This window comes from Streptomyces sp. NPDC050485, assembly GCF_044458185.1.
In the GTDB taxonomy this organism is placed as follows: domain Bacteria; phylum Actinomycetota; class Actinomycetes; order Streptomycetales; family Streptomycetaceae; genus Streptomyces.
In genome coordinates, this window is sequence record NZ_JBITHR010000016.1 from 101973 (window position 1) to 125300 (window position 23328).

The 23328-nt window shown below is 70.8% G+C and carries 25 protein-coding genes; 21 read left to right on the forward strand and 4 right to left on the reverse strand.

What is annotated here, in order from left to right; translation table 11 throughout:
* The first annotated feature begins 46 nt into the window (after positions 1-46).
* The 15 genes from ACIBK6_RS28740 (at position 47) to ACIBK6_RS28810 (ending at position 14180) form a co-directional block, all read left to right on the forward strand.
* Positions 47-784, forward strand: coding sequence for a hypothetical protein (locus tag ACIBK6_RS28740; protein ID WP_399054302.1), 738 nt, complete (start codon positions 47-49; stop codon positions 782-784).
* 48 nt (positions 785-832) lie between these two features.
* Positions 833-1645 (forward strand): hypothetical protein, encoded by an 813-nt coding sequence (locus tag ACIBK6_RS28745; RefSeq protein ID WP_399054303.1) that lies wholly within the window; start codon positions 833-835, stop codon positions 1643-1645.
* A complete protein-coding gene (locus ACIBK6_RS28750; RefSeq protein ID WP_399054304.1) occupies positions 1642-2949 on the forward strand; it encodes a CpaF family protein in 1308 nt (435 codons plus the stop codon). Before ACIBK6_RS28745 ends, ACIBK6_RS28750 begins: the two co-directional genes overlap by 4 nt.
* 28 nt (positions 2950-2977) lie before the next feature.
* Complete coding sequence (locus ACIBK6_RS28755; protein ID WP_399054305.1) at positions 2978-3946, forward strand: type II secretion system F family protein; 969 nt, start codon at positions 2978-2980, stop codon at positions 3944-3946.
* A 14-nt stretch (positions 3947-3960) separates the two neighbouring features.
* On the forward strand, positions 3961-4869 hold the full coding sequence (locus ACIBK6_RS28760) for a type II secretion system F family protein (RefSeq protein WP_399054385.1): 909 nt from the start codon (positions 3961-3963) through the stop codon (positions 4867-4869).
* A gap of 51 nt (positions 4870-4920) precedes the next feature.
* A complete protein-coding gene (locus ACIBK6_RS28765) occupies positions 4921-5175 on the forward strand; it encodes a hypothetical protein (RefSeq protein WP_399054306.1) in 255 nt (84 codons plus the stop codon).
* Between the two features lie 81 nt (positions 5176-5256).
* Positions 5257-5637 carry a TadE family protein gene (locus ACIBK6_RS28770; protein ID WP_399054386.1) on the forward strand — a complete coding sequence of 127 codons (381 nt, stop codon included), beginning with the start codon at positions 5257-5259 and terminating at the stop codon, positions 5635-5637.
* Positions 5637-6152 carry a TadE/TadG family type IV pilus assembly protein gene (locus ACIBK6_RS28775; RefSeq protein WP_399054307.1) on the forward strand — a complete coding sequence of 172 codons (516 nt, stop codon included), beginning with the start codon at positions 5637-5639 and terminating at the stop codon, positions 6150-6152. Before ACIBK6_RS28770 ends, ACIBK6_RS28775 begins: the two co-directional genes overlap by 1 nt.
* On the forward strand, positions 6149-6682 hold the full coding sequence (locus ACIBK6_RS28780; RefSeq protein ID WP_399054308.1) for a TadE/TadG family type IV pilus assembly protein: 534 nt from the start codon (positions 6149-6151) through the stop codon (positions 6680-6682). Before ACIBK6_RS28775 ends, ACIBK6_RS28780 begins: the two co-directional genes overlap by 4 nt.
* Before the next feature lie 38 nt (positions 6683-6720).
* On the forward strand, positions 6721-7392 hold the full coding sequence (locus tag ACIBK6_RS28785; RefSeq protein WP_399054309.1) for a hypothetical protein: 672 nt from the start codon (positions 6721-6723) through the stop codon (positions 7390-7392).
* Entirely contained in the window at positions 7389-8423 is a 1035-nt protein-coding gene (locus ACIBK6_RS28790) for a hypothetical protein (protein WP_399054311.1), read from the forward strand. Before ACIBK6_RS28785 ends, ACIBK6_RS28790 begins: the two co-directional genes overlap by 4 nt.
* A gap of 80 nt (positions 8424-8503) precedes the next feature.
* Positions 8504-11455 (forward strand): BTAD domain-containing putative transcriptional regulator, encoded by a 2952-nt coding sequence (locus ACIBK6_RS28795; protein WP_399054312.1) that lies wholly within the window; start codon positions 8504-8506, stop codon positions 11453-11455.
* A 16-nt stretch (positions 11456-11471) separates the two neighbouring features.
* Complete coding sequence (locus tag ACIBK6_RS28800) at positions 11472-12191, forward strand: prepilin peptidase (RefSeq protein WP_399054313.1); 720 nt, start codon at positions 11472-11474, stop codon at positions 12189-12191.
* 138 nt (positions 12192-12329) lie between these two features.
* Complete coding sequence (gene mqnC / locus ACIBK6_RS28805; protein WP_399054315.1) at positions 12330-13529, forward strand: cyclic dehypoxanthinyl futalosine synthase; 1200 nt, start codon at positions 12330-12332, stop codon at positions 13527-13529.
* Between the two features lie 15 nt (positions 13530-13544).
* Positions 13545-14180: an imidazolonepropionase-like domain-containing protein gene (locus ACIBK6_RS28810; RefSeq protein ID WP_399054316.1), complete on the forward strand. Its 636-nt coding sequence runs from the start codon at positions 13545-13547 to the stop codon at positions 14178-14180.
* 42 nt (positions 14181-14222) lie between these two features.
* Here ACIBK6_RS28810 and ACIBK6_RS28815 read toward each other — a convergent pair whose 3' ends face one another.
* A complete protein-coding gene (locus tag ACIBK6_RS28815) occupies positions 14223-15242 on the reverse strand; it encodes a chitinase (RefSeq protein ID WP_399054317.1) in 1020 nt (339 codons plus the stop codon).
* 114 nt (positions 15243-15356) lie between these two features.
* On the opposite strand from ACIBK6_RS28815, the gene ACIBK6_RS28820 reads away from it, so the two are divergent.
* Complete coding sequence (locus ACIBK6_RS28820; RefSeq protein ID WP_399054318.1) at positions 15357-16049, forward strand: demethylmenaquinone methyltransferase; 693 nt, start codon at positions 15357-15359, stop codon at positions 16047-16049.
* A 63-nt stretch (positions 16050-16112) separates the two neighbouring features.
* Here the strand turns inward: ACIBK6_RS28820 and ACIBK6_RS28825 are convergent, their stop codons facing one another.
* Positions 16113-16637 carry a GNAT family N-acetyltransferase gene (locus ACIBK6_RS28825; protein ID WP_399054319.1) on the reverse strand — a complete coding sequence of 175 codons (525 nt, stop codon included), beginning with the start codon at positions 16635-16637 and terminating at the stop codon, positions 16113-16115.
* 101 nt (positions 16638-16738) lie between these two features.
* Here ACIBK6_RS28825 and ACIBK6_RS28830 point away from each other — a divergent pair, with 101 nt between their 5' ends.
* The gene (locus ACIBK6_RS28830) at positions 16739-18022 is read left to right on the forward strand and encodes a geranylgeranyl reductase family protein (protein ID WP_399054320.1); all 1284 of its coding nucleotides are present in this window, start codon (positions 16739-16741) and stop codon (positions 18020-18022) included.
* Between the two features lie 70 nt (positions 18023-18092).
* Here ACIBK6_RS28830 and ACIBK6_RS28835 read toward each other — a convergent pair whose 3' ends face one another.
* Positions 18093-18635 carry a hypothetical protein gene (locus ACIBK6_RS28835; RefSeq protein ID WP_399054321.1) on the reverse strand — a complete coding sequence of 181 codons (543 nt, stop codon included), beginning with the start codon at positions 18633-18635 and terminating at the stop codon, positions 18093-18095.
* Between the two features lie 146 nt (positions 18636-18781).
* Positions 18782-19618 carry a C40 family peptidase gene (locus ACIBK6_RS28840; protein WP_399054322.1) on the reverse strand — a complete coding sequence of 279 codons (837 nt, stop codon included), beginning with the start codon at positions 19616-19618 and terminating at the stop codon, positions 18782-18784.
* A 720-nt stretch (positions 19619-20338) separates the two neighbouring features.
* Between ACIBK6_RS28840 and ACIBK6_RS28845 the strand changes: the two genes are divergently transcribed.
* From ACIBK6_RS28845 to ACIBK6_RS28860, 4 genes are read left to right on the forward strand one after another with little or no spacing between them, the layout of a single operon-like run.
* Positions 20339-20698 (forward strand): NADH-quinone oxidoreductase subunit A, encoded by a 360-nt coding sequence (locus ACIBK6_RS28845; RefSeq protein ID WP_030494815.1) that lies wholly within the window; start codon positions 20339-20341, stop codon positions 20696-20698.
* Positions 20699-20717: 19 nt separating this feature from the next.
* Positions 20718-21272, forward strand: a complete 555-nt coding sequence (locus ACIBK6_RS28850; RefSeq protein WP_329463630.1) for an NADH-quinone oxidoreductase subunit B family protein — start codon at positions 20718-20720, stop codon at positions 21270-21272.
* A complete protein-coding gene (locus tag ACIBK6_RS28855) occupies positions 21269-21994 on the forward strand; it encodes an NADH-quinone oxidoreductase subunit C (protein WP_399054323.1) in 726 nt (241 codons plus the stop codon). Before ACIBK6_RS28850 ends, ACIBK6_RS28855 begins: the two co-directional genes overlap by 4 nt.
* Entirely contained in the window at positions 21994-23316 is a 1323-nt protein-coding gene (locus tag ACIBK6_RS28860) for an NADH-quinone oxidoreductase subunit D (RefSeq protein ID WP_399054324.1), read from the forward strand. Before ACIBK6_RS28855 ends, ACIBK6_RS28860 begins: the two co-directional genes overlap by 1 nt.
* The last annotated feature ends 12 nt before the right edge of the window (positions 23317-23328 follow it).

Sequence of the window (23328 nt, forward strand, 5' to 3'; positions counted from 1 at the left end):
CTCAACTCGGCGCTGTCGCAAAAGAATTACCTCGGGGAGAAGCGACGTGAAGGTCCAGGAGCGCGGCGGGGCGGGGACCCACCGGGGCTCGGCGCCCGGCCAGCCGATTGGTGAACGGCTTCCGGCGCCGCCTCGTGAGCGCAAGCCGGCCCTTGCCGCCCTCGCCGTACTGCTCATCCTGATCGGAGCCCTCGGGGCGACCGTTCTGGTGCTGCGGGCGGGCGACCGGGTCGAGGTCTACAAGCTGGCGGGCGACGTGCCCGCGGGGCACGCCGTGACGAAGCACGATCTCACCACCGTGATGGTGGCCGCCGGCAGCGCCCACTACATCACCCCGGGGCAGTACGACGGCCTGACCAAACTCCGGGCCAAGTCCAACCTCTACGCGGGCTCCCTCCTCGTCGGCGAGATGTTCGCGGCCGACGGCGGCGTCCCGGCCGGCAAGGCCGCGGTCGGCGTCTCGCTCAAGGAGGGCCAGTACCCGACCAACCTCAAGGACGGCGAGACGGTCACCGTCTACCGGGTCGGCAACTCCGCGAATTCCGCGGGCAAGGGCAGCGGTTCGGGCAACTCCGGTTCCGGCAGTGCCGGTTCGGTGGTCGTTCAGCGCGCCGTCGTCAGCGACACGGGCACCCGGGACAAGTCCTTCGGCAGCGGCAACCTCGCCGTCACGCTCACCGTCAACACCGCCGAGGCCGCCGCCCTCGCGCAGGCCGCCTCCGCCGGCGAAGCCGCCGTGGTGCGGGTCGCGCCGGACAACGGCGCCGCGCCGGACAACGGCTGAGCCGCGCGGCGACGCAGCGGCGCAGAAGAGACAGAAGACCCAGAAGACATGGCGCTCATCGCACTCGCCTCCGACAAGGGTTCCCCCGGTGTCACCACGGCGGCCCTGGCCCTGGCCGCCGTATGGCCCCGTCGCGTGCTGCTCGCCGAGACGGACCCGGCCGGCGGGGACCTGGTGTACCGCTGTACGGCCACCAACGGCGGTCCCCTCAACCCGAACACCGGAATGCTCTCGCTGGCCGCGGCCGCCCGCCGCGGACTCGCCGCCGACCAGCTCTGGGACCACGCCCAGCCGATGGCCGGCGGCCTGGAACTGCTGGTGGGGCTCGGCGCGGCCGAGCAGGCCGCCGGTCTCGCCGGCGCCTGGCCGACGCTCGGCCGGGCCTTCGCCTCGCTCGGCGAGTCGCCGCACGCGCCCGCCGACGTGATCGCCGACCTCGGCCGGATCAGCGGCGGCTCGCCCGCGCTCGACCTGCTGCCGCACGCCGCGCTCGCCCTGCTCGTATCGCGTACGGAACCCGAACACCTCGCCCGCGTACGGGACCGGGCCGCGGCCCTCTCCGCCCAGTTGCACGGCGGCCCGCGCGGAAACGCGCTGGCCACCCCGCTCATCGGCGTGGTCCTGGTCGCCGAGGCCGGCGTATCCGCCAAGCTCGCGCACCAGGTCAACGACATGCTGGTGGCCGGGCAGACCGGCGCCCGGATCGTCGGAACCCTCGCACACGACCCCTCGGGCGCGGCCCTGCTCGCCGGGCGGGGCCGCGGGCGGATCGACAAGTCGCTGCTCATCCGCAGCGCGCGGAAGGTCTCCGCCGACCTGTACCAGCAGTTCGGCGCGGCATGGGCCGGGGCCGGCCGATGAGCGCGGTCGACCACTCGCTGGTCAAGCGGTTCCGCCAGGAGGCCGGTGACCGCATCGCCGAACAGCGCCGCCTCGACCAGGTGCGCGGCGTACCGGCCATGTCGGGCGAGGACGAGCGGCAGTACGCGCGCGCCGTCATAGCCCAGATACTGGAGGAGTACGCCCGTACGGAGATCAACTCCGGGCGTACGCCGCTCGACGCGGAGACCGAGGAGCAGTACGCGGCCGCCGTGCACGCGGCGCTCTTCGGCGTCGGCCGGCTGCAGCCGCTGCTCGACGACCCCGAGGTCGAGAACATCGACATCAATGGCTGCGATCAGGTTTTCGTCGGGTACGCCGACGGTCGCGAGGTGCGCGGGGAGCCCGTCGCCGAGAGCGACGAGGAGCTCATCGAGCTCATCCAGGTGCTCGGCGCCTACTCCGGCCTTTCGTCGCGGCCCTTCGACTCCGCCAATCCGCAGCTCGACCTGCGGCTGCCGGACGGCTCGCGCCTTTCGGCCGTCATGGAGGTCGCCCGGCGGCCCTCGCTGTCCATCCGCCGGGCCCGCATGGGCAAGGTCTTCATGGCGGACCTGGTGGGAAACGGCACGCTCACACCGGAGGTGGCGCACTTCCTGGCCTGTGCGGTGCGGGCCCGTAAGAACATCATGATCGCGGGCGCGACCAACGCCGGAAAGACCACGCTGCTGCGGGCGCTCGCCAATGAGATCCCCATGCACGAGCGGCTGATCACGGTCGAGCGGGCCCTTGAGCTCGGGCTCGACCAGTTCCCCGAACTCCACCCGAACGTCGTGGCGTTCGAGGAGCGGCTGCCCAACTCCGAGGGCCTGGGCATGATCCCGATGGCGGAGCTGGTGCGCCGTTCGCTGCGTATGAACCCCTCGCGGGTCATCGTCGGCGAGGTACTCGGCGACGAGATCGTGACCATGCTGAACGCCATGTCGCAGGGCAACGACGGCTCGCTGTCGACCATCCACGCCAACAGCTCCGCCGAGGTCTTCAACCGCATTTCGACCTACGCCCTCCAGGCGGCCGAGCGGCTGCCCATCGAGGCCAGCCAGATGCTGGTCGCGGGCGCCGTCAACTTCGTCGTCTTCGTGGAGCGGCGCAACGCCTACGAGAGCGGCGGCCGACTGCAGCGCATGGTCACCTCGGTCCGCGAGGTGAACGGCTGCGACGGGCGCGTCCTGTCCAGCGAGGTCTTCGCCGAGACCCCGGACGGGCGGATCGTGCCGCACGCCCCGGTCTCGTGCATCGAGGACCTCGCCGTGCACGGCTATCGGCCTTCCGGGGCCTGGGGGTGAGCGGGGCCGTATGAACAGCATTCCCTCCATGGGAGGCCTCTTCGAGGCCCAGACGTTGTACGCGCTCGCCGCGGGCCTCGCCGTCGGCGGCGGCCTCGCCCTGCTGGTCCTCGCGATCCGCGGCTTCGAGGCGAAGCCGGGCGGCAAGGGCGGCCGGAGTGAACGGGCCGGCGAACTGCTGCAGTTCGTGGGCAAGCGCGGTTCGATCGCGGTCGGTGTCGGCCTGCTCGTGCTGCTGCTCACCCGGTGGACGGTGGCCGGTGTCGCCACCGGTCTGCTCGTCTTCTTCTGGGACCGGCTCTTCGGCGGGGCCGCGCAGGAGAAGGCCGCGATGAAGCGCGTCGAGGCGCTCGCCGCCTGGACCGAGTCGCTGCGTGACACCATCGCCGGCGCGGTCGGACTCGAACAGGCCATCCCCGCGTCGGCGCGGGCCGCCGCTCCCGCGCTGCGGCCCCATCTCGACGCCCTGGTCGACCGGTTGCGGGCGCGTACGCCGCTGCCCGACGCGCTGCAGCTGCTCGCCGACGAGATCGACGACGCGTCCGCCGACATCATCGTCGCGGCGCTGATCCTCAACGCGCGGTTGCGCGGCCCGGGTCTGCGCCAGGTGCTCGGCGCGCTCGCCAAGTCGGCGCGCGAGGAGATCGACATGCGCCACCGGGTGATGGCGCAGCGCTCGTCCACCAGACGCAGCGTGCAGATCGTCGTCGGGGTGTCGATCGCGTTCGTCCTCGGGCTCTCGGTGTTCAACCGCGACTTCGTGCAGCCGTACAGCTCGCCGGTCGGCCAGCTCGTGCTTGCGTGCGTGTGCGGTCTGTTCGGGCTCGGCTTCTGGTGGCTGCGCAAGCTGTCGGTGATCGAGACGCCGGAACGCTTCCTGGTCCGGGACGAGCCGGAGCCCCGTTTCGTCCGCCCGGACGTGCCCCAGCAAGGGCCGCTCGGGAACCGGGACGTCGCCCCGCAGCGTCCTGTTTCCGCTGGGGAGGGAGTGCAGTGACGGACACCATCACCATGCCGGCGCTCATCGGCGCGGTTCTCGGCCTCGGCGTCTACGTCCTGGTCAGAGCGCTGTCGCGGACGAAGCGCTCCTCGGTGTCGCAGGTCGCGCGGATCGACGCGATGCGTTCGTCGGGCGCGGTGTACGCCCCGCAGGCCGAGGCGCGGGACTCCGGCCGGCTCTCCGGCGTACGGTCCGGCATCGGTGCCAGGGTCGCCGAGTTGTACCTCAAGCAGGGCTGGGAGCAGCGCTCGATCCGCGCCGACCTCGCCGTGCTCGACCGCGGCTGGGAGCGGTTCCTGGCGACCAAGGTGCTGCTCGGCGTCGCGGGCCTGGTCTTCGGACCGATGCTCTTCGTGATCGTCGCGGTGCTCGGCTTCGGCAGCAGCCCGATCATTCCGGTCTGGCTGGCGCTGATGTGCGGGGCGGTCTTCTTCTTCCTGCCGGACCTCGAAATCCGCCGGGACGCCGCGGACAAGCGCCGGGACCTGCGCCGCGTCATCGGGGCGTACCTCGACCTGGTGGCGATGAACCTGGCCGGCGGCCGCGGGCTGCCCGAGGCGCTGATGGCCGCCGCCGAGGTCAGCGACGGCTGGGCCCTGCGCCGGCTGCGCAACACCCTCGCCGACGCCAGGATCACCGGCACCAGCCAGTGGCTGGCGCTCGGCCGGCTCGGCGAGGAGCTGGGCGTGGAGGAGCTGAAGGACCTCTCCTCGTCGCTTGCCCTGGTGGCGGACGACGGCGCGAAGGTACGAGAGTCGCTGGCGTCCCGAGCCGAAACGATGCGACACCGGGAGATGGCCGAGATCGAGGGCGCGGCGGGTGAGAAGTCCCAGTCGATGCTCGTCGCCCAACTGCTGCTCTGTGCCGGCTTCCTGGTCTTCCTGATCTTCCCGGCCGCGATGCGCGTCTTTCAAGTCTGACGTCGGGCTGAACGCGCCGTCCCCCCACTCCTGTTGAGAGGAAAACACACCATGAACCGCCCGCAGTTCCCGAAGATCAGCCACCCGGCTGTCGACTTCCTGGTCACCTTCCTGCGGGGCCGCGTCCAGCGTGCCCGCTCCGGCGAGCTCGACCGGGGCGCGTCCGCGGTCGAGTGGGTCATCATCTCCGCGGTCGTCGTGGCGATCGTCGGCGTGGTGGCCGCGATCATCAACCAGGCTCTCAAGGGCGGCGCCGACAAGGTCGGCAAGTGCATCGAGGGCGCGAGCGCCGACAAGACCTGCTGAGGCGCGGGAACCTTGCGCGACAGACTCCGGGCTCTTGTACGCCGCCGGGTGGAGGCAGCCTCCGCCCGCGGCGACTCCGGCATGACCGCGATCGAGTTCGTGCTGCTGACCCCGGTGCTCTTCTTCATGATCTTCGCGACCGTGCAGTTCGGCCTGTACTTCTTCGCGGACCACGTGGCGCAGGCCGCGGCCCAGGCGGGCGCCCGCAAGGCGCGGGCCATGGCCGACGAGCAGCCCGGCGCCTGGCGCGGCGAGGCCCGCGACCAGGCCTCCAGCTACATCCGGCAGCTCGGCCCGCAGCTCGTGCTCGCTCCCGATGTCAAGGCGGTCGAGCCCAGGGCGAACACGGTGGGCGTGGAGATCACGGCGAAGGTTCCGACAATCTTCCCCGGCCTGCACCTGACGGTGCACGCGCGGTCGCAGGGACCGGTGGAACGATTCGTACGCGAGGGGGCGAACTGATGGGTGCGCAGCCGGTACGCGCCACGCCGACCCGGTTCGCCGACGCGGTACGCCGCCGTGTCGCCGAAGCCGTACGCCGCCCTGCCGAGGCCGCATCGGACCGGGGCTCCTCCCGTCACCACGGCGACCGCGGCCTCTCCACCATCGAGGTGGTCGTCCTCGCCCCGGTGATCATCCTCTTCATCCTGGTCCTGGTGGCCTTCGGCCAACTCGTGGACGGGCGGGGCGCGGTGGACAGCGCGGCCCGGGACGCGGCGCGGGCCGGCTCCATCCAGAAGGACCACGGCACGGCGCTGTCCGAGGCGAAGGCGGCGGCGGAGGCCGATCTGGCGGACGTCTGCTCCGGCCCGGTCAGCGTCCGGCAGACCAGCGCGGGCTGGGCCGACGCCGAGTTCTTCACCGTCGAGGTCAGCTGCCGGATCCGGGGTCTGGCGATGCTCGGACTGAACGTCCCCAAGACCCTGACCGGCACGTCGACCTCGCCGCTCGACCCGTTCAAGAGGAAGACGGCATGAGGGTGCTGCGCAACACGGACGGGCCCGGGGCGGCCCTGCGCTCCTGGATCGCGGCGCGGCCGCCCTCCTGGGCCGGGGCCCCGCTCTCCTGGATCGCGGCGCGGCGCACGCGCCTGGACGATCGGGGCTCGGGCGCGGCCGCCGTCATCATCTTCGCGATCGTCTTCCTCGGCCTCGCCGCGTTCGTCATCGACGGCGGTCTGTCCATCTCCAAGCGGGAGCGCGCGGCGGACATCGCCGAACAGGCCGCCCGCTACGCCGCCCAGGACATCGACAAGGAAGCCCTGTACAACGGCTCCGGGGCCGGGGCGCCGATCCGGTACGAGAACTGCGGCGCCCGCGTGAAGTCCTTCGCCCGGGCGTCCGGGCTCTCCGGAACGGACATCGCGGCCTCCCGCTGCCTGGGCGGCAACGCCCAACAGGTCGAGGTCGAGATCCAGTTGACGTACAAGCCCGTGTTCACCGGGTTCTTCTACGGCGGCGAGGTCGTCGTGCACGGGCGGTCCGTGGCGAAGAACGAGGTGGGCTGACGTGACCCCCTTTTCCCTTACGGAGGTAGGACTCCCTGATGCGTAACCACAAGGCCACGACGGCCGCAGCCGCCCTGGCGGCCGCGGGCGCGCTTCTGCTGACCGGGTGCGGTGGTGGGGGCTCGGCGGGGGCCAAGGACCCGAAGAAGATCGCGGGCGCGGACAACGGCTCGTCCGCCTCTGCCACGCCCTCGGCGTCGGCGTCCGCCGCGGGGGCGGACGCCGCGAACCGGCCGAAGGTGGTGCTGCCCGAGGGCAACGTGCTGACCTTCGACCCGGAGAAGACCGGTGATCCGGTGAAGGACGCGATCCTCAGCGACAACGCGGAGTACCTGAAGGCCATCGACGAGGCGATCGACAAGCAGGACCCGAAGAGCAAGAACGTGGCGTACTACTCCGTGGACGCGGCGCTGATCGGCGACGCGCAGTGGATCGGCGGATTCATCCAGGACGGCACCACAGTCACCGGTACGGTCCGCTACTTCAACCGCCAGGTCACCCTCGACAAGGACGGGTCAGCCGGACTCACCTACTGCGGTGACGAGACCAAGGGATTCACGAAAGACCGGAAGACGGGCAAGGTCAACGTCACCCCGCCGGACAAGGATTCGTACATCTCGTACGTGACGCGGTTGCGCAAGAACGACAAGGGCGTTTGGCAGACCACCAGGGAGCGTTCCCAGCGAGGAGACCAGAAGTGCCAGCCGTGACGCGTGTAGCGAAGGCCGTCGCTCTTCCGATGCTCACTGCGGCGCTGATCGTGCTGCAGGCCTCATCCGCCTGGGCGGGACAGGGTAATTCGAAGACGTCCGGCCGTAACGACGCGACCGCCCAGAACGACAACGGTCAGGTCAAGGCTGGCGTGTCGAAGGCGACGACGTCCGGGGACACCAAGCAGTCGGGTACGAAGCCGACCGGTGACCTGGCGTCGAGCGACAGCAACTGGACGCCGCCCGCCTGCTGGTACGAGCCCACGTACTCGCCGAAGGAAATGGAGGCCATGGTCACTCAGTGGCGCGCCTTCAAGTTCTTCGGCATAGGCGACTTCATCGCTGGCGCCTACGACCGCCAGTACAAGACCGGCGACCCCGCGAAGGGCGGCTACAAGAACTACAACCTCGACCAAGAGGGCAGGGGGATGTTCTGGGCCGCGGTGGTGAACCCGAACCGCAAGGACGACCCCGCGGCCCAGAAGTGCGACAGGTTCCCGTTCTGGGTGGAGAACGGGAAGACGCCGGACGTCCCCCTCGCCGTCAACGCCAAGATCCTCGGCGAATACGCCTCCGACTCCATAGCGCTCCCCTCGACCGTGGTGTCAATGGCGCCAAGCGGTACTTCCACAGTCAACCTGCCGACCTGGATCTGGGCGCCGGGGAACAAGTTCACGGAGAAGAAGGTGACCGCTTCCCTGGCGGGCATCTCCTCGACCGCCACCGCCAAGCCCGTCGCGCTCCACATCGATCCGGGCACGTCCGACGCCACGGTCTTCCCGGCGTCCGGCGACTGCCCGATCAACGCGGACGGCAGCATCGGTGAGCCGTTCGCGGCCGGCAAGGCCGGGCAGACCCCGCCGTGCGGCGTGACGTACCAGCGGCCCGGGGCGTACTCGTTCAAGGCGAGCATCACCTGGAAGGTCAGCTGGTCCGCCTCGAACGGCGAGGGCGGTGCGCTGCCCGACAGCATCTTCACCACGCCGCCCCAGAACGTGACCGTCCAGGAAATCCAGTCCATCAACCGTTAGCAACCGAGCGGGAGTTGGGGCGGCCAGCTCCTGGTCGCCCATCATGCCCCGCCCACCCCCTCAACCCCAGGAACCCCGCCATGGCACGCACCCCCTCCCGCGCGACGGGTCCGGCGAATCGGACGCCGCAGCCGTTGCCGCGCCGTCGTACGCCCGGCGACTTCGCCAAGGCGTTCCTCGCGTTCGTCGCGCTGCTCGTGCTGCTGGTGGGGGTGCCGGGGGCGCTCGCGTCGTTCGTCGGGTGGCCGCTGCCGCACCGGATGCCGTCGCTGGACATGGTCCAGCAGCAGATCTCCGTGACGGTGTTCGTGAAGGTCCTCACGCTGGTGGTGTGGCTGGCCTGGGCGCAGTTCACCGCCTGCGTGCTGGTGGAGGTCAAGGCGGCCGTGTCCGGGGTCGGGCTGCCTTCGCGGGTTCCCGGCGCGGGCCCCAGCCAGCTGCTCGCGCGCCAGCTCATCGCGGCGGTGCTGCTCATCACCGCCACGGCCGCCAGTTTCGCGCCGGGCTTCGGGCAGCAGCAGGAGGTCACGCACAAGCCGGCCGTCGCCGCGGCCCAGCAACTGCCGGGGCAGCAGCAGGCCGCCACCGTCGCCGAGGCGATGCAGCAGCAGGCGGCGGCGCAGGAGCATGCCGCGGTGGAGGCGCGGGAGCACGGGGGCGGGGCCGAGGCGGGCGCCACCAAGTTCTACCGGATCCACCCGCCCGAGGGCCGTCACCACGATTCGCTCTGGGAGGTCGCCGAGCGGCACCTCGGAGACGGGCGGCGGTACCACGAGATCTACCAGCTCAACAAGGACCGGGTGCAGCCGGACGGCTCCAAGCTGTCCGAGGCCAGCCTGATCCGACCGGGCTGGATCATGGAGATGCCGGCGGACGCGCACGGCGGCGATCTGGTCGAGGCGCCCACCCAGGCGCCCGAGGTCTCGCCCGAACTCCAGCAGCAGATCGCCGAGTACAGCAAGTCCGGCGACCACGCCCAGCCCGCCCAGCCCGCCCAGCAGGGCGGCGGGGCGCGGGCCCAGACGCCGGCCGCCCCCAGCGCCGTACCGGAGCAGCAGACTCCGGCCCCGGCGCAGGAGCACACCCCGCAGGCCGCCACCCCGGCCTCGTCCGAGAGCGGGTTCGGGCTGTCCGACGCGCTCATCGGGGCACCGCTGCTCGCCGCCGGTGTGCTCGGCGCGCTCGGCCGTCGGCGCCGGATGGCGCTGTGGCAGTCCGCGATGACGGCGGTCGCCGGGCGCCGCGGCATGGAGCCGCCGGTGCCCACCGGCGCCGACGCCGATGTCCACGACGCCCTGCTGGTCGGCGCCGACCCGGCGGCCGTACGCTTCCTCGACCAGGCGCTGCGGGGGCTGTCCGCGTCGCTCGACGACGCGAACCGGCCGCTGCCCGTCGTGTACGCCGCCTGGTTCACCGCCACCGAGCTGCACCTCCAGCTGGCCCAGCCGTCCGGCGAGCCGCCCGCCCCGTGGCGACAGGGCCGGGAGGCGACCCTGTGGAGCCTGCAGCGCACGGCCGTGTCCGACCACCCGGGGGCGGAGCTCGACGCGGTGTCGGCGCCGTACCCCGGTCTGGTGAGCCTCGGCACGCTCGACGGCGCCCGGCTGCTCCTCAACCTCGAAGCCGCCCCCGGCCCGGTCTCGCTCAGCGGCCCGGCCGGGGCCCGCGCCGCCGTGCTCTCCTCGGTCGCCGCCGAGCTCGCCACCAACGGCTGGTCGGACCGGATGACGGTCACCGTGGTCGGATTCGGCCGCGAACTCGGCGCCCTCGCGCCGACCCGGCTGCGCCACCTCGACTCCGTGGCGGTGCTCCTCGAAGACCTCGGCGCCGAGATCCAGCAGCGCGGGGCGGCACTCGGAGCGGCCGGCCACGATTCGGTCCTCACCGGGCGTACCGGCCCCGCCCAGCACACCCGGTGGGCCCCGCACCTCGTACTGATCGCCGACACCCCGAACGCGGCCGAGGCCGCCGCTCTGGCCGAACTGACCGCCGGTGCGAGCCGGTTGGGCATCGGGTGCCTGGTCGGCGTGGCGAGCGACGGTCAACTCCCGGGCGCATCCTGGGACTTGGCGGTCACCGAGGCGGGCCGCCTGACCGCCCCGCTGCTCGGCCTGGAACTCACCGCCCAACTGCTCCCGGCCGCCGTGCACGACGCGGTCGTACGCCTCTTCGCCGCCGCCGACGCGATGTCCGGACCGGACGGCGACGACCCGGCGCCCGCACCCCACGCCTTCCTGGTGGACATCACCGAGCAGGGCCGCCCCGCCGTCTACGCCCGGCTGGTCGGAACGTACGAGATCATCGGCCTGGACGCGCCGGACGACGAGCGCAGCGCCCTGCTCCACGAGGCGCTCGCCCTGCTGCTCCTGCACCGCGAGGGTGTCCACCCGCTGGTCCTGGCCTCCGCGATGTGGCCGCGCGGGGTGACCGACGAGGTACGGGACGCGCTCCTCGACCGGCTGCGGGACTGGCTCGGCACCGACGAGGACGGCTCGCCCCGGCTGCGTACGGACGCCGGCGGCCGGCTCACCCTCGCCCGGTCCGTCGTCTCCGACCTCGATGTGCTGCGCTCGCTGCACTACGAGGCGACCGAGGGCTCCGGCGCCCGGCGCGCCTCGGTGCGCGAACGGCTGCTCACCGACGCCCTCGGCCTGGTGCGCGGCCCGCTGCTCGCCGACCGCGACGAGCGCCGCTACGGCTGGCTCGGCCACGAGATCATCGACACCCAACTGCCGCTCCTGGTGGCGGACGTGGCGCTCGCGCTCTGCGCCCATCGCATGGAACAGGGCCGGGCGGAGGAGGCGATCGCGGCGCTCCGCACCGCGCTGGCGAGCTCGCCCTCGGACGAACGGCTCTGGAACGAGATTCTGCGGACCACCCATGCGACCGGGGACGAGGACCGGTTGCTCGCGCTGGTCGCCGATCTCGCCGCCCGGAGCGGCCCCCGCGGTCTGCCGCCGCGCACCGAGGCCCTCCTTGACGAGCTGCTCCCGTCCTGGCGCGGCGGCACCGCCCCCGCGACGGCCGGCTGACCGGCACCCTGGTCCCGTGAACCTACCGCTGACCCTCGCCGCGGCCGCGTGGGGCGCCGGTGCCGGGCTGCTGCTCGGCCGGCCCGTGCACCGACTCTCCGTCGAACCGGACGAACCCTGGCGCTCCGCCTGCCCGGCGGGGCATCCCTTCGGCGGGTGGCTGGGGTTCGGCCGGTGCCGGGCCTGCGGCGGGGAGGGTGGCCCGCCGGTGGCCGGCGCGGTCCTCACCGCGCTCGCCTGCGCCGCGCTCGCCGCCACCACAGGGCTCCGCCCCGAGGCGGCGGTCTGGCTGCTGCTCGCTCCGGTGACCGTGCTGCTCGCCCTCGTAGATCTCCGCGTGCACCGCCTCCCCGACGTCCTCACCCTCCCGCTCGCCGCTGCCGCCGCCGCGCTGCTCGGCCTGGCAGCGCTGCTGCCCGGGCACGCCGGATCCTGGCCCACCGCACTGCTCGGCGGGCTCGCGCTCGGCGGCGGGTACTTCGTGCTGTTCCTGATCAACCCGGCAGGCATGGGCTTCGGCGACGTGAAGCTCGCGGTCGGGCTCGGTGTGCTGCTCGGCTGGTACGGCTGGGCGATCCTGCTGGCCGGGGCCCTGCTCGGACTGGTCCTCGGCGCGGTGTACGGGATGGGGCTCGTGGTGGTCCGCCGGGCGAGCCGCAAAACGGCCATCCCGCTCGGCCCGTTCATGATCGCGGGAGCGTTCGGGGGGCTGCTGCTCGGCGGTCTGACCTCCTGACTCCCGGGTCCGGCACAGGAGCCCGGAGGCCCTGGCGTAGGCTGGATCGGTCCGCCCGCCCGTCTCCCACCACCACCCCAAACGAGGCGCTTCGCGCCGCCCCTCCAGATTCGAACCCCTATGAAAGGGACACCCCCGGTGACTGAGAAGGCCGATCTTCAGTCCGTTCTCGACCGCGCCGCCGAGGGTGGGCGGATCACCCCCGAGGAAGCGCTCGACCTGTACCGCTCCGCTCCGCTGCACGCGCTCGGCGCGGCCGCCGACGCCGTGCGCCGCCGCCGCTACGCCGGCACCGAGCACATCGCGACGTACATCATCGAGCGGAACATCAACTACACGAACGTCTGCGTGACGGCGTGCAAGTTCTGCGCCTTCTACGCCGCGCCCAAGGACACCGCCAAGGGCTGGACGCGGGATCTGGACGACATCCTGCGCCGCTGCGCGGAGACCGTCGAGCTCGGCGGCACCCAGATCATGTTCCAGGGCGGCCACCACCCCGACTTCGGCGTCGAGTACTACGAAGAGCACTTCTCGGCGATCAAGAAGGCGTACCCCCAGCTGGTCATCCACTCCCTCGGCGCCTCCGAGGTCGAGCACATGGCCCGCATCTCCAAGGTGCCGGTGGAAGAGGCCATCTCGCGCATCCACGCCGCCGGGCTCGACTCCTTCGCCGGGGCCGGTGCCGAGCTGCTGCCGGAGCGGCCGCGCAAGGCGATCGCGCCGCTCAAGGAGTCCGGCGAGCGCTGGCTGGAGATCATGGAGACCGCCCACGGGCTTGGCGTCGAGTCCACCTCCACCATGCTCATGGGTACCGGTGAGACGAATGCCGAGCGCATCGAGCACCTGCGCATGATCCGCGACGTGCAGGACCGTACGGGCGGCTTCCGCGCCTTCATCCCGTACACGTACCAGCCCGAGAACAACCACCTCAAGGGCCGCACCCAGGCGACCCTCTTCGAGTACCTGCGCATGATCGCCATCGCGCGGCTGTTCCTCGACAACGTGGCCCACATCCAGGGCTCCTGGCTGACCACCGGCAAGGAGGCCGGCCAGCTGTCGCTGCACTACGGTGCCGACGACCTCGGCTCGGTCATGCTGGAGGAGAACGTCGTCTCGTCGGCCGGGGCCAAGCACCGCTCCAACCTCATCGAGATGATCGACATGATCCGCAAGGCGGACCGGGTGCCGGCCCAGCGGGCCACCACCTACGAGCACCTCGTCGTGCACGACGACCCGGCGAACGACCCGGTCGACACCCGGGTCCAGTCGCACATCTCCTCGACCGCGATCGAGGGCGGCACCGCCCACCCGGAGCTGAAGCTCCTCCCCTCCAACTGAGGCCGTGTTCCTGAGGTGCTGACGATTCACGCCGCCGATCTGGTGCTGCCCGGGGACTCCGACCCGGTCCCGGGCGGCGCGGTACTGATCGACGGCGACCGGATCGCGGCGATCGGGGCGTACGAGGACGTGGCCGCCGGCCACCCCTCGGCCCGGGTCCGGCGCTGGCCCGGCGTGCTCACGCCGGGCCTGGTCAACCGGCACGGCGCGGACCTCCTGGAGCACACCTACTTCCCGGACGACCCGTTCGAGACCGACGAGCTGGGCACCGATCCGATCTCCGGCGCCGCGCTCGCCGCCCTCGCCCCGACCGAATCGCGCCGGGGCAACAGCGCCCGCCGCTGCACCCAGAAGCTCCTCGCGCACGGAGTGGTCGCGGTGACCGGGCCGCTCACCGTCCCGGCGGTGCGAACTGCCGTGCGGCGGGCGGGACTTGAGGTGGTGCCGGGCGGCGCGGGGGCGGGCTCGGCGACGCTGGACCCGTTCGCGGACGGGAGTCCTTCGGACGCCTTCCGGGCGCCGCTCGCCGTCGGAGGCCCGGCCCGGCTGGCCGTCTTCGACGTACCGGACGAGGCGGGTCTGGCCGCGCACGGCGCCCGGACCTGCGTCGCCACGGTGATCGGCGGGCGGCTCCTGCACCGGCGCCGCTGAACGTCTGCGGCCCGGGCGCCCCGAACAGGGCCGCCCGCGGGCTCAGTGTCCCGACAGGGCCGACGCGAAAGCGCCCGGAGTCTGCGCGACCCCGCTGCAATTGTCCTGTGCCGCGGCCGAGTTGTGGCCGTGCGGGCACTTCTGGTCGCGTGAGGTCGTCCACATCGACAGCCAGCCGATGCCCTTCTGCGCGGCGAACTCCCTTACCCGGGCCGCGTCGTCCAGCGTGAACGTCTCGTTCTTGACGTCGTTGACGCCGATCATCGAGGTGAGCGCGAGGCTCTTCCAGGCGGCCTCGGGGGAGAGCCCGAGGGCCTGCTGCACCTGGCTGTGGGTGGCGGTCGCGGCCTGCGCGGCGTAGTCGGCCATGTCACCGCCGAACGACGAACCGTAGCTCATGGTCATGATGTTGACGGTCGACACGTTCACACCGTGCTTCTTGGCCGACTTGAGCAGCGCCGTACCGTCGCCGTCGAGCCCGGTCGGCATCACCGGCAGCGTGAACGTCACCTTCAGGACGCGTTCCTTCTGGAGCAGGGCGACGGCCTCGGCGCGCCGGACGACGGAAGCCGCGTCGGTGAGCGCGGGGCCCTCGATGTCGAAGTCGGCCTCGGTGGATCCGGCGGCGTCGAGCGCCGAGCGGTAGGCGGCGGCCAGTTGGGCGGGGGTGTGGCAGGTCTGCGCGAGCTCCTTGCCGGCCTGGCCGCCGAAGGACACCCGCACCGCGGTGCCCTTCGACTTCAGCGCGGCTATGCGCGCCCGCACATCGCTGTCGCCGACGGGCGTGGTGCCGTCCCACGCGGGCCGGCACGCGCCGCCGGCCGCGATCGCGAAGGCGAGGTTGTACGCGACCGGGGACCCGGCGCTGTCGGTGGCCGCGGCCGTCGAGGCGCTGACGTACGGGGCGTACGGCATGGTCGAGGAGCCGCTCGCCCGGGGGGCGGGGCTCTGCGCCGTGTCGTCCGGTGCGGGGTCCGGGGATGGGGATGTGGAGCACCCCGCGCACGCCAGCGCGACCAGCACGCCGAGCCCGGCGACGGGCCCCCTCAGGAAACTCCGCATTTCTTGTGCACCCGCTCTCGTGAAGTGTGCCGCGGCACGGGAGGCAAAATGTACGTGCCGTCCCTGTCAGGGCCGGACACCCGGGCGGCCGGGGCGTACTGCTTGAATGGGTGGGTGACCCGCGCATCCCTGGACAAGCAGCCGCACGAAGTCGCCACGATGTTCGACGACGTCGCGGCACACTACGACCTCACCAACGACGTGCTCTCCCTCGGCCAGGCCCGGCTGTGGCGCAAGGAGGTCGCGAAGGCGGTCGACGCGCGGCCCGCGCAGAAGGTGCTCGACCTCGCGGCCGGTACGGCCACCTCCTCGCAGCCCTTCGCCGCGGCCGGGGCGTACACCGTGCCGTGCGACTTCTCGCTCGGGATGCTCCGGGTCGGCAAGCAGCGTCACCCCCACATGCCGTTCACGGCGGGCGACGCGACGAAGCTGCCCTTCCGCGACGACACGTTCGACGCGGTGACGATCTCCTTCGGGCTGCGCAACGTACAGGACACGGAGGGGGCGCTGCGGGAGATGTACCGGGTGACCAAGCCGGGCGGACGGGTCGTGATCTGCGAGTTCTCGCAGCCGACCTGGAAGCCGTTCCGGACGGTGTACACGGAGTACTTGATGCGGGCGCTGCCGCCGGTGGCGACGGCGGTGTCGTCCAACCCGGAGGCGTACGTGTACCTCGCGGAGTCGATTCGGGCCTGGCCCGCGCAGGCTCCCCTCGCGGGGAAGCTGCGTCAGGCCGGGTGGTCGAGGGTGGCTTGGCGGAACCTCACGGGTGGGGTTGTCGCGCTGCACCGGGGCTTCAAGGCCTGAACCGGGTCGGTGGGGGCGCTGCCCCCACACCCCCGCTCCTCGATCTCCCCGGTCAGGGTTGGATCATTCGCCCAGGTCCAACCGGAAGCACAGCGCCTCCACCCCCGACACCGGCGACGTGTACGTCCTCGACAGGGTCATCCCCAGCCGTTCCGTCACCGCCACCGATCTCCTGTTCAACGGGTTCACCATCGCGACCACGTGGTCGAGGTCCGTCGCGCGGACGCGGGCCAGGGTGGCTCTCGCCGCCGCCGTCGCATAGCCGCGGCCCCAGTGCGCGCGGCCCAGGCGCCAGCCGATCTCGATCTCGCCCGCCGGGCCCCAGTCGCGGGGCCAGGGCTGGGCGCCGGTGAAGCCGACGACCTCGTCGTCCTCGTCCAGCAACGTCCACAGGCAGAAGCCGCGTTCGGCCTCGTGCTTGCGCTGGCGGGCGGTCAGTTCCTCGTAGAAGGAGACCTCCGCCGAGCCGCCGCCGAGGAACTCCATCACCTCGGGGTCGTCGAACACCCGGTGCCAGGCGTACGCGTCCTCCTCGGTGGGCACGCGCAGCCGTACGGCGGGCAGGGACTTCTCTGACACAGAGCTCATGGTGCGGGCAACCCTTCGCGATGTCGATCAACAGCCACCCATAGACTGCACATGTCCTGTGCTTCTCGGCACGCAAATTCGAGTCTTCGGGAGATCCCGCTGTGACCGAGCCGCTCTCCGAACACACCGCGGACGTGATCGTCGTCGGGGCCGGCCCGGCCGGTTCCACGACGGCGTACTACCTGGCCAAGGCCGGACTCGACGTGCTGCTCCTGGAGAAGACCGCGTTCCCGCGCGAGAAGGTGTGCGGCGACGGGCTGACCCCGCGCGCCACCAAGCAGCTCGTCTCGATGGGGATCGACATCTCCGAAGAGGCCGGCTGGCTGCGGAACAAGGGACTGCGGATCATCGGCGGCGGCGTGCGGCTCCAGCTCGACTGGCCGGACCTCGCCTCGTACCCGGACTACGGACTCGTGCGCAAGCGCGACGACTTCGACGAGCAGCTCGCCCGGCAGGCGCAGAAGGCCGGGGCGCGGCTCTACGAGCGCTGCAACGTCGGCGCGCCGATCCTCGACGAGCGGACCGGGCGGATCACCGGCGTCAACGCCAAGCTCGGCGAGGAAAAGACCCCGGTCACCTTCCACGCCCCGCTGGTCGTCGCCGCCGACGGCAACTCCACGCGGCTCTCCCTCGCGATGGGTCTGCACCGGCGCGAGGACCGTCCGATGGGCGTCGCCGTGCGGACGTACTTCACCTCGCCGCGCCACGACGACGACTACCTGGAGTCCTGGCTGGAGCTGTGGGACCGGCGCGGGCCGCAGGAGCGGCTGCTGCCCGGCTACGGCTGGATCTTCGGCATGGGCGACGGCACGTCCAACGTCGGCCTCGGCATCCTCAACTCCTCCTCCGCGTTCCGGGAGCTGGACTGGCGCGAGATCCTCAAGGCGTGGTGCGCGTCCATGCCGGAGGACTGGGGCTACACCCCCGAGAACATGACCGGCCCGATCCGCGGCGCCGCCCTCCCCATGGCCTTCAACCGCCAGCCGCACTACACCAAGGGCCTGCTGCTGGTGGGGGACGCGGGCGGCCTTGTCAACCCGTTCAACGGCGAGGGCATCGCGTACGCCATGGAGTCCGGGCAGCTCGCCGCGGACGTCATCGTGCAGGCGCACGCCCGCGCGACCCCCGCCCAGCGCGAACTCGCCCTGCACGCCTACCCGAAGATCCTCAAGGACACCTACGGCGGCTACTACACGCTGGGCCGCGCCTTCGTGAAGCTCATCGGCAACCCGAAGGTCATGAAGATCGCCACGCAGCGCGGGCTCACCCACCCGATGCTGATGAAGTTCACGCTGAAGATGCTGGCCAACCTGACCGACCCGACGGGCGGCGACGCGATGGACCGCATCATCAACGGCCTCTCGAAGGTGGCACCCAAAGCTTGATCGTTCAAGGCCGGATCACCATTGACCCGGCCTTACCAAGGTGCTCCGAAGGCCTGAGCGGGGGCGGCCGCTACGCGCGGCGCTCCACCGTGTCCGTCCAGCGCACGGGGACCTCTCCGGCGAACCGGGACAGACCGGTGTGCAGTTCGGCCGCGGAGAGGTTCTCGCCCTGGCGGCGCGCGATGTATTCGTGCCGCTTTCCGCTGTGCAGCGTCACCCACACCGCGCGGTGGTGCTCGTAGCCGCCCGCGGCGCTCTCGTCGCCGTGCTCCCAGATCGCCACGGTGCCGACCTCGATCTCCCGCACCTCCGACCAGGGCGCGTAGAAGCGCGTGGCCAGGTGTATCCCGGCGGCGTCGGCGCGGATGACCGGGCGCACCGCCCCGTACACGCACGCCAGGACCAGGAACGCGCCGGCGCCCAGGACGAACAGCGCGATGCCCCAGCCGAAGGCGTGTTGGGCCCAGTCGGCCGGGCCCTGCCAGGGGCGGATCCCGGTGAGCATCCACAGGCCGAGCACGATGAAGACGATCCCGATGGCGGCGAACATGCCGAGCCCGTCGGCGTAGACCTCGTACGACTGCGGCTCCGGGACCCGCACCTGCTCTTCCATGCGCCCACCCCCTGCTAGAGGGATGGTGCCCCGCACCAGGCAGAGTTCAACACATTCCGGGCATGCCGAAGGGCCGTCGCTCCCGAGCGGGGGAGCGACGGCCCTTGCGAGCGTGGTCGGTACGGCTCAGAAGGCCGCTGTACGGCTCAGAGAACGCGGACGGCACCCGTGGGGCTGTCCCAGTCCAGGCTGCGCTCGACGACACCGCTGGAGGGGTTCTGCGCGCCGACGAAGTTGCCGCCGCCCACGTAGATCGCCACGTGGTACGCGGAGCCGGAGCTGCCCCAGTAAAGGATGTCGCCCGGCTGCAGGTTGGACAGCGAGACCTGGGTGCCGGTGGCCGACTGGTCCTGCGAGACCCGCGGCAGGTCGACGCCGACCTGGCGGTAGGCCGCCTGGACGAGGCCGGAGCAGTCGTACGCGCTGGAGCCGGTGGCACCCGAGACGTACGCCTTGCCGACCTGGGCCAGCGCGAAGTTCACGATGGAGGCGGCGGAGCCGGTGGCCGAGGAGGACTTGAAGGTGGTGGTGCTCGACGTGCTGCCGTCCGAGGAGGAGGAGCTGAGCTTGGTGCGCGCGGCCGAACGGGAGGCGCGGGCGGCGGCGTCGGCCTTCGCCTTGGCCTCCGCTTCGGCCTTCGCCTTGGCTTCGGCCTCGGCGGCCTTCTGGTCGGCGTCGTCCTTGGCCTTCTTGGCGTCCTTGGCAGCGCTGGACGCGGCGGCGTCCTGGGCGGCGTGGAGCTGGAGGTCGGCGGCAACCGTCTTGGTGGCCTGGACCGTGGCGGCGGCGGTGGTCGCGAGGTCGCCGGTCAGCGTCGGCATCTCGATGGTCTCGGTCACGGGCTGCGCGGCGTTCGCCGGGGCGGCCGCACCTGCCAGCGCGATGGTGCTGAGTACGCCACCGGCAACTCCGGCCCGGAGCGAGACCTTCGAGGCGCTGCGGCGGGGCTTCCGGTGGCTGGGTATGTGAGCGGTGTGGGACATGGGTACAACCGCTATCAGGGGTTCAGGGTTCCCTTCAAGAAACGTGTGCTGCGCCACAGTTGGTGACGGAAGCCGCGAATCCGCTTCCTGCCAGCGCTTATTGACGCCGTAACGGACAAAGCTGGCATGCGCGATCAGGGCTGTGATCATGTGTTTTCCATGAATGGTCCGAATTGCCCGGCGCTTACCATCCCCTCACGTCGATGGCCAAGCCCCGTTGATTTCAGGACCGCCGCCGAGTGATGCAGGTCACATCGGGAGTGATCCGCTGGGTCGGGGGCAGGAGGCGCGGCTTCGTGAACGCGGGCGCGCGTCCACCTTTCGGTGCCGAAGTCCCTCTGGTGAGTGATGGGCGCCCGCTTATCACCGAATGCGTATCCATCGCCAATTTGCCTGTAGCGCACACCTCTTGATAAAGCCAGACGGTCGCCGACCAGGGGTAACGCCTCCGAATGTGACGTCTCGTGATCACTCAGGCGCTTCGCGTATGAAGATCACCGCTCATCCGACTTCATGATCCTTCGTCAGGTGGTGGAGATCACAAAGGCGTTGTCGCACCCCGTGTCGCAGATCACAGACCGGCGGGCATAGGATGCGGGGCAGTCGGGCTTGTGAACTGCCTCACATGTACGCGATCTTCGCGCGGCGAAGGGGTGGCGAGGCGTTCGCGGTGCCCGTGTGCGGTCCAACGGTCAAGGACGACTGGAAGGAGCGAGGAGCGTGAATGCCTACGCGCCCATCCTCGTGCTCGGCGCCCTCGGGGCAGGGTTTGCGATCTTTTCCGTGGTCATGGCCACGCTTATCGGCCCAAAAAGGTATAACCGGGCGAAACTTGAGGCGTACGAGTGCGGTATCGAACCCACTCCCACGCCGGCCGGCGGCGGCCGCTTCCCCATCAAGTACTACCTGACGGCGATGCTCTTCATCGTCTTCGACATCGAGATCGTCTTCCTCTACCCCTGGGCCGTCACCTTTGACGCCCTGGGGCTTTTCGGGCTCGTGGAGATGCTGCTCTTCGTGCTCACCGTCTTCGTCGCCTACGCGTATGTGTGGCGGCGCGGCGGCCTGGAATGGGACTGAGGGGCTGAGGTTCACACTCATGGGACTCGAAGAGAAACTGCCTAGCGGCTTCGTACTGAGCACTGTTGAGCAGGCCGCGGGCTGGGTGCGCAAGGCGTCCGTATTCCCCGCCACCTTCGGCCTCGCCTGCTGCGCCATCGAGATGATGACGACGGGCGCGGGCCGTTACGACCTGGCCCGGTTCGGTATGGAGGTCTTCCGCGGCTCCCCGCGCCAGGCCGACCTGATGATCGTGGCCGGCCGGGTCAGCCAGAAGATGGCGCCGGTGCTGCGGCAGGTCTACGACCAGATGCCCAACCCCAAGTGGGTCATTTCCATGGGGGTTTGCGCCTCATCGGGCGGAATGTTCAATAATTACGCAATTGTTCAGGGTGTTGACCATATTGTCCCGGTTGATATCTACCTGCCCGGTTGCCCGCCCCGGCCCGAGATGCTGATCGACGCCATCCTCAAGCTCCACCAGAAGATCCAGAGTTCCAAGCTCGGGGTCAATCAGGAGGAGGCGGCCCGCGAGGCGGAGGAGGCGGCCCTCAAGGCGCTCCCCACCATTGAGATGAAGGGGCTGCTGCGGTGAGCTCTCCCGATACTCCGGACACTCCCGGAAACAACGGTGTACCCGCACCGCGCGGGGACACCGGCGAGGTCATCGGCGTACGCAAGGGCATGTTCGGGGCCGGCGACAGCGGCGACACCACCGGCTACGGCGGTCTCGTACGGACCGTGTCGATGCCCGGCGCCACCTCGCGGCCGTACGGCGGATACTTCGACGAGGTGGCCGACGAACTCGAAGGCGCCCTGGAGGAGCAGGATCTGCTGCCCCAGAACGCCATCGAGAAGACCGTGGTCGACCGCGGCGAGCTCACCTTCCACATCGCCCGCGAACACCTCGTACGCGTCGCCCGCACCCTGCGCGACGACCCCGCCCTGCGCTTCGAGCTCTGTACGGGGGTGAGCGGCGTCCACTTCCTGGACGACAAGGGGCGCGAGCTGCACGCCGTCTACCACCTGCGCTCGATCACCCACGGCCGGCTGATCCGCCTGGAGGTCTCGGCGCCGGACAGCGATCCGCACATCCCTTCGCTGGTCGCGGTCTATCCGACCAACGACTGGCACGAGCGCGAGACCTACGACTTCTTCGGCATCGTCTTCGACGGCCACCCGGCCCTCACCCGGATCATGATGCCGGACGACTGGCAGGGCTTCCCGCAGCGCAAGGACTACCCCCTCGGCGGCATCCCGGTCGAGTACAAGGGCGCCCAGATCCCGGCTCCGGACCAGCGGAGGTCGTACACCTGATGAGCACTTCTCACGCGTCTGCTCGGGAAACCACCGAGGGGACTGTATATACAGTCACCGGCGGCGACTGGGACGAGGTCGTCCAGTCCGCGGCCAAGGCCGACGACGAGCGCATCGTCGTCAACATGGGCCCCCAGCACCCCTCCACGCACGGCGTGCTCCGGCTGATCCTGGAGATCGACGGCGAGACCGTCACCGAGGCCCGCTGCGGAATCGGTTATCTGCACACCGGCATCGAGAAGAACCTCGAATTCCGCACCTGGACACAGGGCACCACCTTCGTCACGCGCATGGACTATCTGACGCCGTTCTTCAACGAGACGGCGTACTGCCTCGGCGTCGAGAAGCTCCTCGGCATCACCGACCAGATCCCGGACCGGGCATCGGTCGTCCGCGTCCTGCTGATGGAGCTCAACCGGCTCTCCTCGCACCTGGTGGCCATCGCCACCGGCGGCATGGAGCTCGGCGCGACCACGATCATGATCTACGGCTTCCGCGATCGTGAACTCATTCTCGACCTCTTCGAGTTGATCACCGGGCTGCGGATGAACCACGCGTTCATCCGGCCCGGCGGACTCGCCCAGGACCTGCCCCCGGGCGCGGTGGACCAGCTCCGCGAGTTCGTGAAGACCATGAAGAAGAACCTGCCGGAGTACGACAAGCTCGCCACCGGCAACCCCATCTTCAAGGCCCGCATGCAGGACGTCGGCTACCTCGACCTGACCGGCTGCATGGCGCTCGGCGCGACCGGCCCGATCCTCCGCTCGGCGGGTCTGCCGCACGACCTGCGCAAGACCGACCCGTACTGCGGCTACGAGAACTACGAGTTCGACATCCCGACCACCGACACCTGCGACTCCTACGGCCGCTTCCTGGTCCGCCTGGAGGAGATGCGCCAGTCGCTCAGGATCGTCGAGCAGTGCCTGGACCGGCTCGCGCCGGGACCGGTCATGGTGGAGGACAAGAAGATCGCCTGGCCCGCGCAGCTCGCGCTCGGCCCGGACGGACTCGGCAACTCCCTCGACCACATCAAGAAGATCATGGGCACCTCGATGGAGTCCCTGATCCACCACTTCAAGCTGGTGACCGAGGGCTTCCGGGTGCCCGCCGGACAGGTCTACGCGGCGGTCGAGTCGCCCAAGGGCGAACTCGGCGTGCACGTCGTCTCCGACGGCGGCACCCGCCCCTACCGGGTCCACTTCCGCGACCCGTCCTTCACCAATCTGCAGGCCATGGCGGCCATGTGCGAGGGCGGCCAGGTCGCCGACGTCATCGTCGCCGTCGCGTCCATCGACCCCGTGATGGGAGGCGTCGACCGGTGACAGAGATCCAAT

Bases quoted from the DNA above. Each gene is read 5' to 3' on its own strand.
- ACIBK6_RS28765 (WP_399054306.1), top strand. From the start codon at position 4,921: ATGAACCGCCCGCAGTTCCCGAAGATCAGCCACCCGGCTGTCGACTTC.
- ACIBK6_RS28840 (WP_399054322.1), bottom strand. From the start codon at position 19,618: ATGTCCCACACCGCTCACATACCCAGCCACCGGAAGCCCCGCCGCAGC.
- ACIBK6_RS28745 (WP_399054303.1), top strand. From the start codon at position 833: ATGGCGCTCATCGCACTCGCCTCCGACAAGGGTTCCCCCGGTGTCACC.
- ACIBK6_RS28825 (WP_399054319.1), bottom strand. From the start codon at position 16,637: ATGAGCTCTGTGTCAGAGAAGTCCCTGCCCGCCGTACGGCTGCGCGTG.
- ACIBK6_RS28750 (WP_399054304.1), top strand. From the start codon at position 1,642: ATGAGCGCGGTCGACCACTCGCTGGTCAAGCGGTTCCGCCAGGAGGCC.
- ACIBK6_RS28760 (WP_399054385.1), top strand. From the start codon at position 3,961: ATGCCGGCGCTCATCGGCGCGGTTCTCGGCCTCGGCGTCTACGTCCTG.
- ACIBK6_RS28755 (WP_399054305.1), top strand. From the start codon at position 2,978: ATGGGAGGCCTCTTCGAGGCCCAGACGTTGTACGCGCTCGCCGCGGGC.
- ACIBK6_RS28770 (WP_399054386.1), top strand. From the start codon at position 5,257: ATGACCGCGATCGAGTTCGTGCTGCTGACCCCGGTGCTCTTCTTCATG.
- ACIBK6_RS28815 (WP_399054317.1), bottom strand. From the start codon at position 15,242: ATGCGGAGTTTCCTGAGGGGGCCCGTCGCCGGGCTCGGCGTGCTGGTC.
- ACIBK6_RS28835 (WP_399054321.1), bottom strand. From the start codon at position 18,635: ATGGAAGAGCAGGTGCGGGTCCCGGAGCCGCAGTCGTACGAGGTCTAC.
- ACIBK6_RS28850 (WP_329463630.1), top strand. From the start codon at position 20,718: ATGGGACTCGAAGAGAAACTGCCTAGCGGCTTCGTACTGAGCACTGTT.
- ACIBK6_RS28860 (WP_399054324.1), top strand. From the start codon at position 21,994: ATGAGCACTTCTCACGCGTCTGCTCGGGAAACCACCGAGGGGACTGTA.
- ACIBK6_RS28795 (WP_399054312.1), top strand. From the start codon at position 8,504: ATGGCACGCACCCCCTCCCGCGCGACGGGTCCGGCGAATCGGACGCCG.
- ACIBK6_RS28780 (WP_399054308.1), top strand. From the start codon at position 6,149: ATGAGGGTGCTGCGCAACACGGACGGGCCCGGGGCGGCCCTGCGCTCC.
- ACIBK6_RS28775 (WP_399054307.1), top strand. From the start codon at position 5,637: ATGGGTGCGCAGCCGGTACGCGCCACGCCGACCCGGTTCGCCGACGCG.
- ACIBK6_RS28785 (WP_399054309.1), top strand. From the start codon at position 6,721: ATGCGTAACCACAAGGCCACGACGGCCGCAGCCGCCCTGGCGGCCGCG.